The 17,450-nt window shown below is 35.1% G+C and carries 15 protein-coding genes; 10 read left to right on the forward strand and 5 right to left on the reverse strand.

The annotated features are described in order from the left end of the window. Positions 1–50: 50 nt before the first annotated feature. On the reverse strand, positions 51–893 hold the full coding sequence (nadC, locus tag DU508_RS17645; protein ID WP_199562736.1) for a carboxylating nicotinate-nucleotide diphosphorylase: 843 nt from the start codon (positions 891–893) through the stop codon (positions 51–53). A gap of 278 nt (positions 894–1,171) precedes the next feature. Here nadC and DU508_RS17650 point away from each other — a divergent pair, with 278 nt between their 5' ends. Together DU508_RS17650 and DU508_RS17655 are read left to right on the forward strand one after the other, a co-directional pair. Continuing rightward, complete coding sequence (locus tag DU508_RS17650) at positions 1,172–1,519, forward strand: type II toxin-antitoxin system RelE/ParE family toxin (protein WP_115404086.1); 348 nt, start codon at positions 1,172–1,174, stop codon at positions 1,517–1,519. Next, on the forward strand, positions 1,516–1,836 hold the full coding sequence (locus DU508_RS17655; RefSeq protein ID WP_115404087.1) for a helix-turn-helix domain-containing protein: 321 nt from the start codon (positions 1,516–1,518) through the stop codon (positions 1,834–1,836). The genes DU508_RS17650 and DU508_RS17655 overlap by 4 nt, the downstream gene beginning before the upstream one ends. Positions 1,837–2,025: 189 nt before the next feature. On the opposite strand, the gene DU508_RS17660 is transcribed toward DU508_RS17655, so the two are convergent. Continuing rightward, entirely contained in the window at positions 2,026–2,424 is a 399-nt protein-coding gene (locus tag DU508_RS17660) for a DUF4783 domain-containing protein (RefSeq protein WP_115404088.1), read from the reverse strand. 177 nt (positions 2,425–2,601) lie between these two features. Between DU508_RS17660 and gpmI the strand changes: the two genes are divergently transcribed. Beyond that, entirely contained in the window at positions 2,602–4,122 is a 1,521-nt protein-coding gene (gene gpmI, locus DU508_RS17665; protein ID WP_115404089.1) for a 2,3-bisphosphoglycerate-independent phosphoglycerate mutase, read from the forward strand. Further along, complete coding sequence (locus DU508_RS17670; protein ID WP_115404090.1) at positions 4,122–4,649, forward strand: hypothetical protein; 528 nt, start codon at positions 4,122–4,124, stop codon at positions 4,647–4,649. The genes gpmI and DU508_RS17670 overlap by 1 nt, the downstream gene beginning before the upstream one ends. A gap of 387 nt (positions 4,650–5,036) precedes the next feature. On the opposite strand, the gene DU508_RS17675 is transcribed toward DU508_RS17670, so the two are convergent. Further along, on the reverse strand, positions 5,037–5,657 hold the full coding sequence (locus DU508_RS17675; RefSeq protein WP_115404091.1) for a tetratricopeptide repeat protein: 621 nt from the start codon (positions 5,655–5,657) through the stop codon (positions 5,037–5,039). A 309-nt stretch (positions 5,658–5,966) separates the two neighbouring features. Between DU508_RS17675 and lon the strand changes: the two genes are divergently transcribed. Both lon and DU508_RS17685 read left to right on the forward strand, forming a co-directional pair. After that, a complete protein-coding gene (gene lon, locus DU508_RS17680; RefSeq protein ID WP_115404092.1) occupies positions 5,967–8,438 on the forward strand; it encodes an endopeptidase La in 2,472 nt (823 codons plus the stop codon). 82 nt (positions 8,439–8,520) lie between these two features. Then, positions 8,521–9,468: a lipid A deacylase LpxR family protein gene (locus DU508_RS17685; RefSeq protein WP_115404093.1), complete on the forward strand. Its 948-nt coding sequence runs from the start codon at positions 8,521–8,523 to the stop codon at positions 9,466–9,468. 69 nt (positions 9,469–9,537) lie between these two features. Here the strand turns inward: DU508_RS17685 and DU508_RS17690 are convergent, their stop codons facing one another. Both DU508_RS17690 and arfB read right to left on the reverse strand, forming a co-directional pair. Next, a complete protein-coding gene (locus DU508_RS17690; protein WP_233509664.1) occupies positions 9,538–10,254 on the reverse strand; it encodes a DUF3667 domain-containing protein in 717 nt (238 codons plus the stop codon). 58 nt (positions 10,255–10,312) lie between these two features. Next, positions 10,313–10,723 (reverse strand): alternative ribosome rescue aminoacyl-tRNA hydrolase ArfB, encoded by a 411-nt coding sequence (gene arfB, locus DU508_RS17695; protein ID WP_115404094.1) that lies wholly within the window; start codon positions 10,721–10,723, stop codon positions 10,313–10,315. Between the two features lie 74 nt (positions 10,724–10,797). Between arfB and cmk the strand changes: the two genes are divergently transcribed. The 4 genes from cmk (at position 10,798) to rpsA (ending at position 16,975) form a co-directional block, all read left to right on the forward strand. Beyond that, the gene (cmk, locus tag DU508_RS17700) at positions 10,798–11,478 is read left to right on the forward strand and encodes a (d)CMP kinase (RefSeq protein WP_115404095.1); all 681 of its coding nucleotides are present in this window, start codon (positions 10,798–10,800) and stop codon (positions 11,476–11,478) included. Positions 11,479–11,538: 60 nt separating this feature from the next. Next, on the forward strand, positions 11,539–12,369 hold the full coding sequence (locus DU508_RS17705) for a 3-keto-disaccharide hydrolase (protein ID WP_115404096.1): 831 nt from the start codon (positions 11,539–11,541) through the stop codon (positions 12,367–12,369). A gap of 415 nt (positions 12,370–12,784) precedes the next feature. Beyond that, on the forward strand, positions 12,785–13,504 hold the full coding sequence (locus DU508_RS17710) for an SH3 domain-containing protein (RefSeq protein ID WP_147273658.1): 720 nt from the start codon (positions 12,785–12,787) through the stop codon (positions 13,502–13,504). Between the two features lie 1,536 nt (positions 13,505–15,040). Then, a complete protein-coding gene (gene rpsA / locus DU508_RS17720) occupies positions 15,041–16,975 on the forward strand; it encodes a 30S ribosomal protein S1 (protein ID WP_115404099.1) in 1,935 nt (644 codons plus the stop codon). Positions 16,976–17,450 lie beyond the last annotated feature (475 nt).

A 17,450-nucleotide genomic window follows, 5' to 3' on the forward strand; every position in this document is an offset into this window, starting at 1 on the left:
AGCCTACAATGATACAAAAAATAAGCTTTTAATTTTATAGCGAATCATCTTTAGTATGCTTTTAAACTAATATCCAAGCTTTTAACAGAATGTGTTAATGCGCCCATCGAAATAAAATCTACTCCACATGCTGCATATTCAGTAACATTTTCTTCGGTAATGCCTCCTGATGCTTCCGTAATGAATTTTCCATCAATAAGTTTTACAGCGGCTCTTAAATTTTCAAAACTAAAATTATCCAGCATAATCCGGTCTACTCCACCAACAGCTAATACTTGAGATAATTCCTCAATATTCCTCACTTCAATTTCAATCTGTAGCTTTTTTTGCTGATCAACAATATATTTTTGAGCAGCTTTAATGGCATTGGCAATACCTCCTGCATAGTCTACATGATTGTCTTTAATCAGGATCATATCATATAAACCAATGCGATGATTTACACCACCTCCAATTCTCACGGCCCATTTTTCCAAATAACGCAAACCTGGTGTGGTTTTACGGGTATCTAAAATTTTGGTTTTGGTATCTTTTAAAAGAGAAACAATGCGATGAGTTTTGGTTGCGATTCCACTCATACGTTGCATGCAATTTAACACCAAACGTTCTGCTATTAAAATAGAATGCGTACTTCCCGAAACGGTTAAACCAATATCGCCAACCTTAACTTCTGCCCCATCTTGCAATAATACTTCAATTTTTAAATCAGCATCAACCTCTTTAAAAATTTCCACAGCCAAATCCATTCCGGCTAAAATCCCCGCTTCTTTAATAATCAGTTTAGCTTTTCCCTGAGTGCCGGCTGGAATGGTTGATAAAGAGGTATGATCGCCATCACCAACATCTTCGGCAAGCGCATTTTTTATGAATTGATGTATAAGTTGAATATCCAAAGTATAGATTTTATGCCGCAAAAATAAGAATTATTTGTTAGCAGACAATTTACTGACAGATTAAAACTGCCAGTTTAGGTTAAGCTAAATTTAAATAGTTTAAACTTTTAGGTTGCTTTGCCCCTTCCAAATTTCGTGAGTTCTCTACTTACAAAATTTAATTGAACCTGTAGCTGGTAACTTCGTCAGTGTGTAAGCACCTTACCCAGGCAAAGCATAAATTTCAGAAAAACATTTGTTTCCTATTTAGGAAACAATTATCTTTAACAAAATTGCGAATGAGGCCAAACTTTGACATAGAATTATTGCCAGAAGCCATTGTTTTTTTAGAGACTCTTGACGAAAAGACAAGAGAGAAGATTTATTACAACATCAGAAAATCTCAATATGTAACCGACAATGAACTTTTCAAAAAACTTAACAACTTCATTTGGGAGTTTCGAACCTTGTACAATAATAAAGCTTACCGGCTTTTTTCATTTTGGGACAGGATAGATGGAAAAGAAACTTTAGTGGTGGCGACACATGGGATTTTGAAAAAAACACAAAAAACATCGCCAAAGGAAATTAAAAAAGCCGATGAAATAAGGAAGCAATATTTAGAAAACAAAACAAAAAAGAAATGACAAATAAATTCAAAACAGTTTCGCTTGATACAATGATTGACAAGCATATTGGCAAACTTGGGACAGAAAAACGGGAAGCTTTTGAAAACGAGCTTAGAATTGACTTATTGGGGCATGCAATTAAACAAGCAAGACAAGAACTCAATTTGACGCAGGAACAATTAGGCGAACTTGTCGGTGTGCAGAAAGCTCAAATATCTAAAATTGAGAATAGCGTAAAAAACGCAAGGTTTGAAACCATTCTAAAAGTGTTTGATGCATTAGGAGCAAAAGTGAATTTTAATGTAGAGATCAATAATGAAAAATTGGCTTACTAAAGGCTACCGCTAGCAGTGGTTTGATTTATAATAGCTAAAAAATAAAGAGCCAATTCTAGTATTTCATTTATTTATTTTTATACAAGGTTGAGCTGATGTTTCCTGATTCCCTTAAAACCCGGACCAGTGCCTGTTAAGTTTCTAAATTCTTCTTCGCTCTACTCCTTTTTAAAACTTCGCGGGTTGTGCTTAATCCTTTGCTGGTTCAATCCTCAGTTCAGTAATTAAAAAGTTATTGTTAAACTTTTTCATGGTAACAGAAACCCTGAAAGTTTCTCTTGAGGTACTTAAAAGAATTACACCGAAACGGTAGTTTGGATTGGTATTAATTTTATGAAAAATACTTGTTTTTACCGGAGGGTGTTTGACAAAAAAATCTCTTAAAATCTGTTCACCCTGTGCTTTAGAGTATACATCTTCTTCATCAATGATGATCAGTTCAATTGTTGAAGCAAAATTTTTAGCAATTTCTTTGGCGTTGCTAGTTTTAAAATACGAGGATAAATCATCAATAACATCAGCCTGAATGGCCTTAGAACTATATAATGATGACAAACTGATAATTAGTAAAATTAAGCTTCGGATCATTTCTGTATTTTATACTGAACCGTATAGCTAAAATTATGCCATTAGCTTATCAAAAAAAGGATTTCTTAATTTGTATAAGCTTCAATAAAGTTATATTTGCCCAAAGAATAAAACACTAAAACATGTTTTAGAAGAAAATGTTTTAACTGTGATCAATTAATTTTTCAAATAAAGATGATGAACGATAAAAAACTCGCACTTATAATTTTAGATGGCTGGGGCTACGGAAAACAAGATAATTCTGATGCTGCTTATGCTGCAAATACTCCTTTCTTCGATTCGTTGTTACAAAAATATCCAAATTCAAAACTTGAAGCATCGGGAGAGGCAGTAGGTTTACCTGCAGGGCAAATGGGAAATTCAGAGGTTGGACACATGAACCTTGGTGCCGGAAGAGTTGTTTATCAGGAACTCGGAAGAATTAATAAAGCCATTACCGATAGAGAATTACACAGCAACCCTGTTTTAGTTGCTGCTTTTGATTATGCCAAACAAAATAACAAGGCTGTTCATTTCATTGGCCTGGTTTCAAATGGCGGCGTCCATGCACATATCGAGCATTTAAAGGCATTATGCGATGCTGCTAATGAAGCACAAGTTGAAAAGGCTTTCATACATGCCTTTCTTGATGGTCGCGACACCGATCCAAACTCAGGCTTAGGCTTTATTACCGACCTTCAAAATCATATTCAAAATACCTCGTCTAAATTAGCCACCATGATAGGTCGTTATTATGCAATGGATCGTGATAATCGTTGGGAGCGTGTAAAACAGGCCTATGATGTAATGGTTAACGGCACTGGCGAAAAAACGCAGGATGCATTGGCTGCCATAAAAAAATCTTATGAAGATGGTGTAACTGATGAGTTTTTAAAACCAATTGTTTTAACTCAGGAAAACGGTGCCCCAATTGCCACCATTCAAAATGATGATGTGGTTATCTGTTTCAATTTCCGTACAGATAGAGGAAGAGAAATTACAACTGCATTAACGCAAAAGGATTTTCCTGAACAACAAATGCACAAATTACCATTGTATTATGTTACCATGACTACTTACGATGAAAGTTTTGAAAAAGTCAATGTTGTTTTCACCAAAGATGATTTAACAAAAACCATCGGCGAAGTTTTAGCTGAAAACAATAAAAACCAAATCAGGATTGCTGAAACCGAAAAATATCCGCATGTTACTTTCTTTTTTTCTGGTGGCAGGGAAACCGAATTTGCCAATGAAAAACGGATTTTAATTCCATCGCCAAAAGTGGCAACATACGATTTACAACCCGAAATGAGTGCAGCAGGAATTACGGAGGCCATTACTGCAGAAATGGAAACCAAATGGGCCGATTTTATTTGTTTAAACTTTGCAAATCCTGATATGGTTGGCCATACCGGTGTTTTTGATGCAGTTGTTAAAGCAGTAGAAACAGCAGATAAATGTGCCGAAATAGTAGTAAATAAAGGTTTAGAAAATGGTTATTCATTTATCCTTTTAGCAGATCATGGCAATTCTGAATACATGGTTAATGGCGATGGCTCAGTAAACACTGCACACACCACAAATCTTGTTCCTTGCATTTTGATTGATAATGATTATAAAACCATTGCTGATGGCAAATTGGGTGATATTGCTCCTACTATTTTAAAAATACTGGGGATTGCCATTCCAGAAGAAATGACAGGAAACGTTTTAGTATAATGACTAAAAAAATTTATATCATGCTATTTGCCCTGGCATTGTTTTCCTGTAATCAGAAAAATGAATCCGAGGCAAATACTGATTTATTATATTTTGACTTGAAGGGCTTTTTTGAGCAAGAAATTGTCCGTTTAGAAAAATTGAATCCAACTGTTAACAAAGCAGTGAGTGTTAATGAAACTCCAGAAAACAAAAATGTTAAAATAACCGATTGGAAGAAAGAACTGGCAATTTTCGTAAATGCAGATATCAATAAAGCATCCTGGAGAGGAAGTTTTAAAATCAATAAAGAAAATAATGCTGACATTTATGTTTCTAATAACAAGAAAATTCCTGTTAAAAAAGTACATATAGAAAAGCAGGGATTAAAAGTGAGTAAAATCGAAATCTTAATCGCCAATACAAATATTCTTTTCCAATCGCACGACACATTAAGTTATTATCCGGATAGTTTATATGAAATCAAAAAGCAACAAAAAATCAAATTGCTCAGTGAAAAGAAATATAAGGTTATTGGAAAATTTTAAATAAAAAAGAGGCCTCCAAAAAGTGATCTGTTATTCTCGTGAAAACCTAATTGTGCAGATGCAGCTTTTGTACTATTTCTCTTATGCCGTCATACCCAATTTGATTGAGTATCCTAATGCGTTTCAATAACGAATGCTTTAAGATTCCCACCTGCGTGGGAATGACCGCATGACTTTAATATTTATGTCCACACGATCGGTTTGAAGCGGGAATGATACACAACCTATGAACTTATGTCCACTGGTACTTAAACCGGGGACTAAATGTTCATAAGTTAAGGAGAATGAAAATATTTTGTAAATATTGAGCTAAGGATTGACAACAAACTCAAAATTGAGGATGAGGAAGAAGGAGATTTTTTTTGTCTCTTTCATCGATTAATATTCTTATTTCAAGGTTGCAATCTGAGCTTTATCATAAGCAACCCAGTCTATAATATCTTTTCTTAAAGGTTGCATGGTAAGTACTTTTTGAAAATCGGCAATAGAACTGTTAAATAGTGCTACACATGCAGCTTTTTCGTCTTTTTTCTTAGCTTTATAAGATCTGAATATGGCATAATCTTTATAAGCTAAAGCACGGTTTTGAAACATTTGAGTGTCTTCGTCTCCATTAATTTCAATAGCTTTTGTGAAATCTTTAATCGCGGCTGTATAAAAATTTTCACGCATGGTGTTCAGTGATTCCCTTGGATCATTTGCTATATTTAATCTGGCCTTTCCACGGTAATAATATGCAGATACTTCTGAGGGTTTTATGTTAATTAAACGGCTATACGTTTCGATACATTTTTCATATTGTGCATTTTGAAAATAGGAATAACCCAACATTTGCAAAATTTTAGCATTGTCAGGCGTTTTCGTATCAGCTTTTTCCAATTGTGTAACGGCAGTTTTATAATCACCTTTGATCATAGCCTGCATACTTTTTTCGTAGTTATTCTGCGCAAAACCATTGGTGGATGAAAAAATGATTAATCCTAAAATTGCTTGTTTAAAATAGTTCATGTAATGAATAATATGTTTTTATAAATCTAACGCCAAAAGAGGCAAAATTTTTTGCAATATAATCCTATTCTTATAATTTAAAAGTTTTAATTTCTATCTCCTGAAACCACAACACCTGTAACATTAGCTTAAACGCTAAAAAACAAAATATATGATATTGGCGGAAATATTAAATTGCTCTGCCTTTTTAACATAAGATTTATATTATTTTCATTTTGGCACAAGAGTTGAAATTATTATCTTAATAACATAAATAAACAAAGTGAAGGCGATCAAACTGCCAGTTTGTCGTTAGAGGAAAATGTGATAATGAGTAAACAAGATATATTTGATTTCCATTCTGCTATGCCAATCATAAATGAGGATACCGAATTTTTCCCTTTAATGTCTCAACAAGACGAGGAAGAAATGAATAACGAGGAAACACCTGATACGTTGGCAATTTTGCCATTGAGAAATACGGTTTTATTTCCTGGAGTGGTAATTCCCATTACTGTTGGCAGGGATAAATCAATAAAATTAATTAAGGAAGCTTATAAAGGAAATAAGATAATTGGAGTAGTTGCACAAAAAGATGTTTCTATTGAAGACCCTACCTTTGAGCAACTTAACACTGTTGGTACTGTTGCAAATATTATTAAACTGTTGCAAATGCCTGATGGAAATACAACGGTTATCATACAGGGTAAACAACGGTTCAGCTTAATTGAAGAAGTACAAAATGAACCTTATATCAAGGCTGTTGTTAAAAAATTTGAGGAACAAAAGCATAAGGCAGATAAGGATTTTAAAACCTTAATTGCTTCTATACGCGAAATGTCTGCTCAAATTATACAGCTTTCTCCAAGTATTCCAAGTGAGGCCAGTATAGCACTTAAAAACATTGAAAGCAATTCATTTTTGATCAATTTCATTTCATCAAATATGAATGCCGAAATGGCCGATAAGCAGAAAATCCTTGAAATGGATAAATTGCAAGACAGGGCACAGAAGGTTATGGAACTTTTAATGGTAGAATTACAGATGTTGGAACTGAGAAATCAGATCCAATCTAAAGTTCGTACCGATCTGGATAAACAACAACGTGATTATTTTTTAAATCAACAACTCAAAACCATTCAGGAAGAATTGGGCGGAAATTCTGCCGATCTGGAGTTTGATGCACTTCAGGAAAGAGCCAAAAAGAAAAAATGGGCTAAACCCGTTGCAGATCATTTTGATAAGGAACTGGATAAATTAGGCAGAATGAACCCTGCTGCACCAGATTATTCTATTCAACTTAATTATCTGGAATTACTTTTAGATTTACCATGGAGTGAATTTACCAAAGATAATTTCGATTTAAAACGTGCGCAACGCATTTTAGATAAAGATCATTTTGGTTTGGAAAAGGTAAAGCAACGTATCATTGAATATCTTGCTGTACTTAAACTAAAACGCAATATGAAAGCGCCCATCCTTTGCCTGGTAGGCCCTCCGGGAGTTGGAAAAACCTCGTTGGGAAAATCAATTGCAAAGGCATTAGGTCGTAAATACGTACGTATGGCTTTGGGTGGTATTCGTGATGAAGCTGAAATTCGCGGTCATCGTAAAACTTATATTGGTGCAATGCCCGGCCGTATCATTTCATCAATTAAAAAAGCCGGGGCAGATAACCCTGTATTTGTTTTGGATGAAATTGATAAAGTTGGAACAGATCACCGGGGAGATCCATCATCTGCTTTGCTGGAGGTTTTAGATCCAGAACAAAACAATGCATTTTATGATCATTATGTAGAGATGGATTATGATTTATCGAACATTTTGTTCATAGCAACAGCAAATTCACTAAGTACCATACAGCCTGCTTTGCTCGATCGTATGGAAATTATCGAAGTGAATGGCTATACCATCGAAGAGAAAATTGAAATTGCAAAAAAATACTTGTTGCCTAAGCAAAAAGAAAATCATGGTTTGCAAAATAAGGACATCAACCTTAAACCTGCTTTAATTGAGAAAGTGATTGAGGATTATACCCGTGAATCTGGCGTTCGTGGATTGGAGAAAAAAATAGGTTCATTGGTTCGGGGTGTGGCGACAAAAATTGCAATGGAGGAAGAATATTCCGTAACGTTAACCGATAACGATGTAGAACGTATTTTAGGTGCTCCTATTTACGATAAAGACCTTTATGAAGGAAACGAAGTTGCAGGTGTGGTTACAGGATTAGCCTGGACAAGCGTAGGTGGAGATATTTTATTTATCGAATCAAGCCTGAGCCCAGGAAAAGGTAAATTAACTTTAACCGGTAACTTAGGTGATGTAATGAAAGAATCGGCTGTTATTGCATTAGCTTATCTGCGTGCACATGCCGGAGAGTTTGGAATCGATTATACATTATTCGATAATTGGGATGTTCATGTTCACGTTCCGGCAGGTGCTACTCCAAAAGATGGTCCATCAGCAGGAGTAACGATGTTAACAGCCTTAACATCAGCATTTACGCAACGTAAAGTGAAACAACACCTAGCCATGACAGGCGAAATCACCTTGCGGGGTAAAGTGCTTCCGGTTGGGGGGATTAAAGAAAAAATACTTGCTGCAAAAAGAGCAAACATCAAAGAAATCATCCTTTGTAAAAGCAACCGCAAAGATATTTTAGAGATTAAAGAAAGCTACATTAAAGATTTGAAATTTCATTATGTAAATGAAATGAGCGAAGTTATTGAATTGGCTTTAACCAAAAACAAGGTTAAAAAACCTTTGGATTTGAGTATTAAAATTGCTCCAATTGTTAACTAAATTGTAATCTTTTGGATGATTAATCAAAAATCCAATAACAATAAATACTTTTATAGCCCAGATAAATTGTCTGGGCTTTTTTATGAGATTTTCCTTAATAACGCTACTGCTTTGTTTAGTCTGCACCGCAGGTTTTAGCCAGTCTTTCAAAAACGAATTTGGTTTCAAAACTGAAAACGACGCTTATTTAGCTACATTGAATGACAGGTATTATACCAATGGATTGTTTATTTATTTCCGTAGGGCGATAGATCCGGCTAAATTTTCTGATAAAATAGAAAAGAAAACCTACGAGATTTCGGTCGGACAGAAAATTTACACATCTTACTGGGGTCAGGTAGCTAAAAAAGAAGATCAGGACAGGCCTTTTGCAGGTTATTTATATGCTGGCGGTGCTTATTCCATTTTTTATAAAAACGAAAGTGTTTTAAAAACCAGTGCAGAAATTGGTACTGTCGGACCAAATTCTTTAGCTAAGGATGCACAGCGTTTTCTTCATAAAACAGTGGGTTTTTATCCTCCAGCTGGATGGGATTACCAGATTAAAAATGAACTGACCGTAAATTTAGCCGCAAATTATAGCAAACTTTTATATCGGACAGATGATCATGTTGTTGATTTCTCTGGCCAGGGCTATGCTAATCTGGGTACAACATTTTCAGGTTTGGGTACATCGGTTTTATTTAGGGCAGGTAGATTAAATCAATTGTTTAATACTGCTTATCATAACGCAGTTATTGGCGATTCTAAAACGGCTGTTTTAAATAATTCAGAATTTTTCTTTTATGCAAAACCACAATTAAACATTGTTGCCTATGATGCGACAATACAGGGGAGCTTGTTTAATGATGAAAGTCCGGTCACATTCGGAGTAAAACCAATTGTTTTCGAACAGCAATTTGGGGTTAATTATAGTTCAAAAAGGTTTACGATAGATTTTAACATCATTTTCAAAACTAAAGAGATTAAAAGCGTAGCAAAACCACAGAATTATGGCGGTTTGAGTTTGTACTATCGGTTTGTAAAGTAAATTGTCTAATTGCTAAGATGATTACAGGCAAATAGATGAACACTTATTGCAATCATGATTACCTTATTTTCAGTTTCTAAATATTAAATCGATTAAACTTCCGATTGCAAGAGCCAAAACAGAGTATGTTGTCATTCCAATAATGTAAGAAAAAAATGCTTTTACATAACTCATGAATTTTTTGCTATCGAAAAATTGACCGATACCCCAAACACAATACCCTATTGAAACTATTGCTGAAATTTTCTTAAAGTCAAAATGTGTAACACCCTCAAGAATTGCAAATAGCGTAAATATCAGCATTCCCATTCCCATAACGAAACATAATAATATTATAATTTCAAAATAGTTATACTTATTTTTCCGAAAGAATAGTTTGATCCATAATGCTATAAAAGCGCCCATGATCATATTTGAATAACCAAGATGGTCTTCTGTCCATTTATAAATTTTGCCAGATGTTGATTGATGAGGCAAATCGTAAGTTACTATGCTATCTATATGGAAAAAATGAGATACAATTGTATAAATCAATGAGGTTACAATAATAAAAATCACAGGTTTAACTAACCTACTTCTATCTTCTAAAATAAAACGCCTGATATTGCTCCCAGGCCTGATTAATAGCTCTCTGATGGTGTACAGAATGCCCTTATCAAAATGCAATACGTGTTCAATTTCGTGAGCGATGTAATGTCCGTCGATTCTTTTAAGTAAAGATGGTTGTCCACAGTTAGGACAATATTTTGAAGTTACTTCTGTGCTGCAAGCTTTACAATTTATCATTGATTTATTTCTAATGGGCTTTTGGGGGTTTGTCAATTTTAAAAACGAACGCTGGTTCTTATTCCAAACTTGGTTTCCTACGGAATTCTTTCCGTTCTGAAAGAACCGATTTATTTTTTAACCTCTTCTCGATAACCGCTTTTGGCACTTTAGTTGGCTTCCGTTTTTTTTGAACATGAAGAGATCGTTTTAATAAATCAATAAGTTTAGCAATGGTCTTTTCTTTATTTAAAATTTGGCTACGGTCCTCCTGAGATACAATATGTAGTAATCCTTCTGAGTCTAAGCGGTTCTCGAGTTTTGATCTTAACAGGCTTTTCTCATCATCCTTAAAAAACAAAGCATTTTCCAAATCAAAAATCAACTCCACTTTGCTTGAAACCTTATTTACATTCTGTCCACCCTTCCCTCCACTTCTGGAAGTTTTGAAAGTAACTGATTTTAAAATTTCTTCTCTGGTGGGTAACATGTCACAAAAGTATAAAGAATAGTAGTTTAAAAAAAGTTAGCAAGTCGATTCGCTTTTTTTACCTTTGTAGCAGAATGAGAAAGAACTTGGTTATAGCTATTGATGGCTATTCATCCTGCGGAAAAAGCACTTTAGCAAAAGCATTAGCTAAAAAATTAGGTTTTATTTACGTTGATAGCGGGGCAATGTACCGGGCCGTTACACTTTATTTTTTAAGAAATCACGTTGACATTTCCAATGATGAAAAAGTTACTAATGCATTACAGGATATCGAATTAAATTTTCATTCCCGCGATTATGAATCTCACATCACATTAAACGGCGAAGAAGTATCAGATGAAATTCGCCTGATGCCAGTTTCTGAAAATGTAAGTGAGGTTTCTGCCCATAAAATTGTGCGCCACGAAATGGTTAAACAACAGCAACGCATGGGTAAATCGAAAAACATTGTAATGGATGGTCGTGATATTGGCACAACAGTTTTTCCTGATGCTCCTTTAAAATTTTTTATGACCGCAGATCCTAAAATTAGGGCTGAACGTAGATTTAAGGAATTGGAATCTAAAGGCAATAATGAAATTACGTTAGAAGAGGTTTTCGAAAATCTGGCGCACCGTGACTATGCTGACACCACGAGAAAAGAAAGTCCGCTGATTAGAGCCGAAGATGCCATTATTTTAGATAATACCGATTTAACCCAGAAAGAGCAATTGGATTTTGCAATGGAAAAAGTGGAACCATTGCTTCCTCAATAATATTTAATTTATTCAGTTGATTTTAATTTCATATTTTTAGCTGCTAACCATTAAGCGATTATGAAATTAAAACCTATTGCCCTACTGCTTTTATTCACTGCGTTTGTTTCCTTTAATGCCTGCGCTCAAAAAGGCTGGATTAACCTTTTCAATGGAAAAGATTTAAAAGATTGGAATGTAAAAATATCCAAACACGATTATAAAGATAATTATGCCAATACTTTTAGAGTAGAAAACGGTGTAATGAAGGTAAGTTATGATGGCTACCAGGAATTTGATCAACAATATGGCCACATCTTTTACAAAAAGCCCTTCTCTTCTTATTTATTAAAAGTTACCTATCGTTTTGTTGGCGAGCAGGCAAAAGGTGGCGAAGGTTGGGCAACCAGAAATAGTGGAGCAATGTTACATTGTCAGGATCCTGCTACGATGTTGAAAAACCAGGATTTTCCAATTTCTGTAGAGGCACAAATTCTCGGTGGAGATGGTGAACATGAACGTCACACCAGCAACGTTTGCACACCTGGAACGTTGATTAACTATAATGGAAAACTATTTACACCGCACTGCTTGGATTCGAAATCGAAAACTTATGCTGGCGATCAATGGGTAACAGCAGAGTTTTTAGTGCTTGGCGATTCTGTGATTAAACACATTATTGCCGGAGAAGTGGTTTTAGAATATACTAAACCACAAATTGGCGGTGGAAGTGTATCCAATTACGACCCAAAGGTTAAGATTGATGGCACCCCCCTGAAATCCGGCTATATTTCTTTACAAAGTGAAAGCCATCCGATTGAATTTAAAACCGTTAAACTTTTCGATTTAGCGCCTTACACAAAAGACCAGACAAAGCTGAATAAGGTATTAGATAAAATCCTTAAAGAATAATCTCAACCCCTTTTACTATAGATGATGTAAACGCAATTATAAATTAATATCATTTATCATTTTACTCTTCATTAAGTTACTTATTTTGGTAGTAGTAGCTTCTGGTTAAATGTTGAGAAAGTTGATACAGATGACACTAAAACAGAATTGAAACGGAAATAAGAAATTTTGTTTAAGAACACATTGAAAAAACAATATCAATACAAAAAATGGATTCTTTTACATTTGGGAGCTGTATCCTTATACCAATATTGTTGAGCCAGATTTGAGAATGCATTGAATCACATCGGGGCTCTTTTTTCAATCTTGCTCAATTGTATTTAAAAGTATTTTATAATTTTGGAGCTCTTAGCACGATGTTTGCTCCTAGCGTTGTTGCAACCCTATATTAAATCACTTGCAGAATCCCAAAATTATGGCTAGAATTTTCTTCTTACTAATTGCTCTTTTTATTTTCTCTAAACATTTGAGTGCACAAGACTTATATCGTGTAACTGCCGATAAATTAAGAGTAAGAGAAACCAGCGACCCAAAGAGTAAGATTATTGGTTTTATTCCACAGAATGAAAATGTTGCAGTTCTTGATTCTACAAATGCAAAATACTTCAAAGTTAAGGTTACCAATGGCGAAGGATGGGTAAGTAAGGATTTCCTTGTTAAAATTGCTTCGGTCACAAAACCTGTTCAACAAAAGTCTGCTGTTTCGGTAGAGGTTCCAAAAATTTCAAAAGATTATTCAAATATTATCTTTTTTGCAGTAGTTGCTTTGGTAATGGGTACCATTCTTTATTTCATTTTTAAATATTCTAATCAAAACAAGATTTTAATTGGCATTTCAGCCATCATCGTATTGATTGTGATTTATTTTTGCTTCATTACTTTTATTCAGAAAAAAACGGTTTCTGGAACTTTTGTAAGTGATAGTGAAACGCAATATCAAACTTTTGATTTTGGCACCAACGACTCAGTTATTGTAAAAGACACTTATACCGATTCTACTTTTACTGCCAAATATGTTATCGAAGGCGATATGATTAAACTGTATGATCAGCAAAATATGATCTTATTATTAATTAGGGATGAGAATACGCTGGTTGGAGAAGGATTTACCAGAGGTGTTTTTACAAAAAAATAAAGGCACATCTTAACCAGACACCAAACGTTCCTACGGAACGAAATAACAATCATTTTTTTCTACCCATGATTCGTTCCTACGGAACGATTTAAATTTATTATTGGTTTCGTCCCATCGGGACGGATCATGGGTAGAAAAATAAACGTTCGTTTGTGTTTCGTTCCGTAAGAACGTTTGATGGGTTTAAACGGAATAACCGTTCATTAAACCCAAGCAAAAAAGATGCTGACCACGAAGTAGCTACAAGACTGTTGAAAACATTAACCCTACTTGTAAAATGCATTTACTTGGTGGCTTTCCGCTTCGCTACAGGTCAGCATGATTACCGTGTTAAACAGGACGATCATATAAATGACCATTAGAAGTCGCTAATCTTAATAAGTTCTATACCCACCCTACAAAACAATTTATAAATCTCCTTATCGGTTTCGTCCCATCGGGACGGATCATGGGTAGAAAAATAAACGTTCGTTTATGTTTCGTTCCGTAGGAACGTTTGATGGGTTTAAACGGAATAACCATTCATTAAACCCAAGCAAAAAAGATGCTGACCACGAAGTAGCTACAAGACTGTTGAAAACATTAACCCTACTTGTAAAATGCATTTACTTGGTGGCTTTCCGCTTCGCTACAGGTCAGCATAATGACCGTGTTAAACAGGACGATCATATAAATGACCATTAGAAGTCGCTAATCTTAATAAGTTCTATACACATCCTACAAAACAATTTATAAATCTCCTTATCGGTTTCGTCCCATCGGGACGGATCATGGGCAGAAAAATAAACGTTCATTTGCGTTTCGTTCCGTAGGAACGTTTGATGGGTTTAAACAAATCATCTTCTAAACCAACAAAAAAGATGCTGACCACGAAGTAGCTACAAGACTGTTGAAAACATTAACCCTACTTGTAAAATGCATTTACTTGGTGGCTTTCCGCTTCGCTACAGGTCAGCATGATGACCGTGTTAAACAGGACGATCATATAAATGACCATTAGAAGTCGCTAATCTTAATAAGTTCTATACACACCCTACAAAACAATTTATAAATCTCCTTATCGGTTTCGTCCCATCGGGACGGATCATGGGCAGAAAAATAAACGTTCGTTTGTGTTTCGTTCCGTAGGAACGTTTGATGGGTTTAAACTTGTAAAATGCATTTACTTCGTAGCTTTCCGCTTCGCTACAGGTCAGCATGTCGATCGTGTTAAATAGTTTGGTGGGTTTTGTGCATAGACCCATTCATTCTAAACCCGGGAGCAGCGGCAGCCCCCGATTTTTCATCGGGGCTATAGCGGATAACGGGACTGATCTATCCAAAGAAATACTGAACGCTCATTTTCAAATCATTAGGAAAACCTACTCCAATGATTTTCGATTTAAGATTTAGATGTTGAAATAAATTTAGCATGATGAAGGATAAAATCTTAATAAGCTAAAAATCAGCAACATTTATTAAAAAAATCTTTTCTATAATTAAAAAAAGTTTTACCTTTGCAGTCCCTAAATAGGGAAAAAAGGAGACAATTAATTAATGGCTAAAAAACAAGTAGCAGAAAAAGAATTAGCAGCAAAAACAGCTGAACTTCAGGGAGAAGGCGGACGCCTGACTGAAAAAGAAACTATTGAATCAGAAGCTGATTCAGTTTCGATCGAATCGATCAAGTCATCATTAGCAACACCAACGGAAGATTTCGATTGGGATGCAGATGAAAAAGTTTTCGGTAATTACAATGATGCAGACCGTAAAAAGTTTGAAGATATGTATGCCGGAACATTTAACCAGATCACTAAAGGTGAGATTATCAGCGGTACTGTTGTTTCAATTAACAACAAAGATGTAGTATTAAACGTAGGTTTCAAATCAGACGGTTTAGTTTCTACTTCAGAATTCCGTGATACACCAGATCTTAAAGTTGGCGATTCAGTTGACGTTTTCGTTGAAGCACCAGAAGATGCTAACGGTCAATTGATCCTTTCTCGCAAAAGAGCTAAAACCCAAAGATCATGGGAAGCTATTAACGAGGCTCTTGAAAATGATAGAATCATCAACGGTTTCGTTAAGAGCCGTACTAAAGGTGGTTTAATTGTTGATATCATGGGCGTTGAAGCTTTCTTACCAGGATCTCAAATTGATATCAAACCTATCCGCGATTACGATGTATACGTGGGTAAAACAATGGAATTCAAAGTTGTTAAAATTAACCATGAGTTTAAAAACGTTGTAGTTTCTCATAAAGTGTTAATTGAAGATGATTTAGAAAGCCAAAAAGTAGAGATCGTTTCTAAATTAGAAAAAGGTCAGGTATTGGAAGGTACTGTTAAAAATATTACTGATTTCGGTGTGTTCATCGATTTAGGTGGTGTTGATGGTTTACTTCACATTACTGATATTTCTTGGGGCCGCATAGAGCATCCAAAAGAAGTATTATCATTAGATGAAAAAATCAACGTAGTTGTTTTAGATTTCGATGATGAGAAAAAACGTATCGCTTTAGGTTTAAAACAATTAACTCCACACCCTTGGGAGAATTTAAGTGCTGACATCCAGGTTGGTTCTAAAGTAAAAGGAAAAATCGTAACTGTTGCAGATTATGGTGCTTTCTTAGAAATCATTCCAGGTGTTGAAGGTTTAATCCACGTTTCTGAAATGAGCTGGTCACAAAACTTAAGAAACCCACAAGAATTCTTAAAAGTTGGTGATGAGATCGAGGCTGAAGTTTTAACTTTAGATAGAGACGAGCGCAAAATGAGCTTAGGTATTAAACAATTATCTAACGACCCATGGCAAGAAGTTGCTGCTAAATTTCCGGTAGGAAGCAAGCATAAAGCAACGGTTAAAAACATGACTAATTTCGGTGTATTTGTTGAAATCGAAGAAGGTATTGATGGTTTAATCCACATTTCAGACTTATCATGGTCTAAAAAAATCAACCACCCTAATGAATTTACTAAAGTTGGTGATGTATTAGATGTAGTTGTTTTAGAACTTGATGTTGATAACCGCAAATTAAGCTTAGGTCACAAACAATTAGAAGAAAACCCTTGGGATACTTTTGAAACGATCTTCACTTTAGATTCAGTTCACCAAGGTACTGTTGTTAAAGTAACTGATAAAGGTGCTGTTATTGCTTTACCATACGGTGTAGAAGGTTTCGTACCAACTAAACACATGGTTAAAGAAGATGGTTCTACGCTTAAAGCTGAAGAAACCAATGATTTCAAAATCATTGAATTCAACAAAGAAGCTAAACGTATCGTAGTATCTCACGCCCGCATTTGGGAAGAGGTTAAAGCTGAAGCTGTTGCTGAAGAAAGAGCAACTAAGAAAAAAGAAGCTAAAGCTGCTGTAACTGCGGTTAAAAAAGTTAAAGATTCTGTAGAGAAATCTACTTTAGGAGACTTAGATGTATTGGCTCAATTGAAATCGCAATTAGAAGGCGAAGAAAGCAAAGCTAAAAAAGGCTAGTTCTTTTTAACTGATAAATTTTAAAGCTCCCGATTTTCATCGGGAGCTTTTTTTATGGAACCTCTCCCTGTTAAAGTTAGAAGTTTTTGTCATTTCAGTGCATTCCTCTCCTCGAAGAGAGAGATTCAGAAAGTACGCTTAACCAAAAAAGTAATAATTACTTTAAGGACACTTAAGAACACTTCAGCTGATCTATATTTCCACATGGCAAAACTTCAACGCTGAACCGGTAAATACCATGTTTTAAGCCCCCAAATACCCGCAAATGACGGTATGTTCAGTTAAACCCTGATTTCAAACCACAGTTCTTTCACGTCCCTCTCTTCAAGGAGAGGGATTAGCAGCAATCAGCCTAAGCACCAACTTTCATAGGGAGAGGTTTTTACTACTTTTGAATAAATTAAAACCCTGCCTCCTTTTCATTGCCGACGTACCAAAGCAATAAACCACCTGAGACACTTAAGAACACCTCAGT

The organism is Pedobacter chinensis, from assembly GCF_003339865.1.
Classification (GTDB): Bacteria; Bacteroidota; Bacteroidia; order Sphingobacteriales; family Sphingobacteriaceae; genus Pedobacter; species Pedobacter chinensis.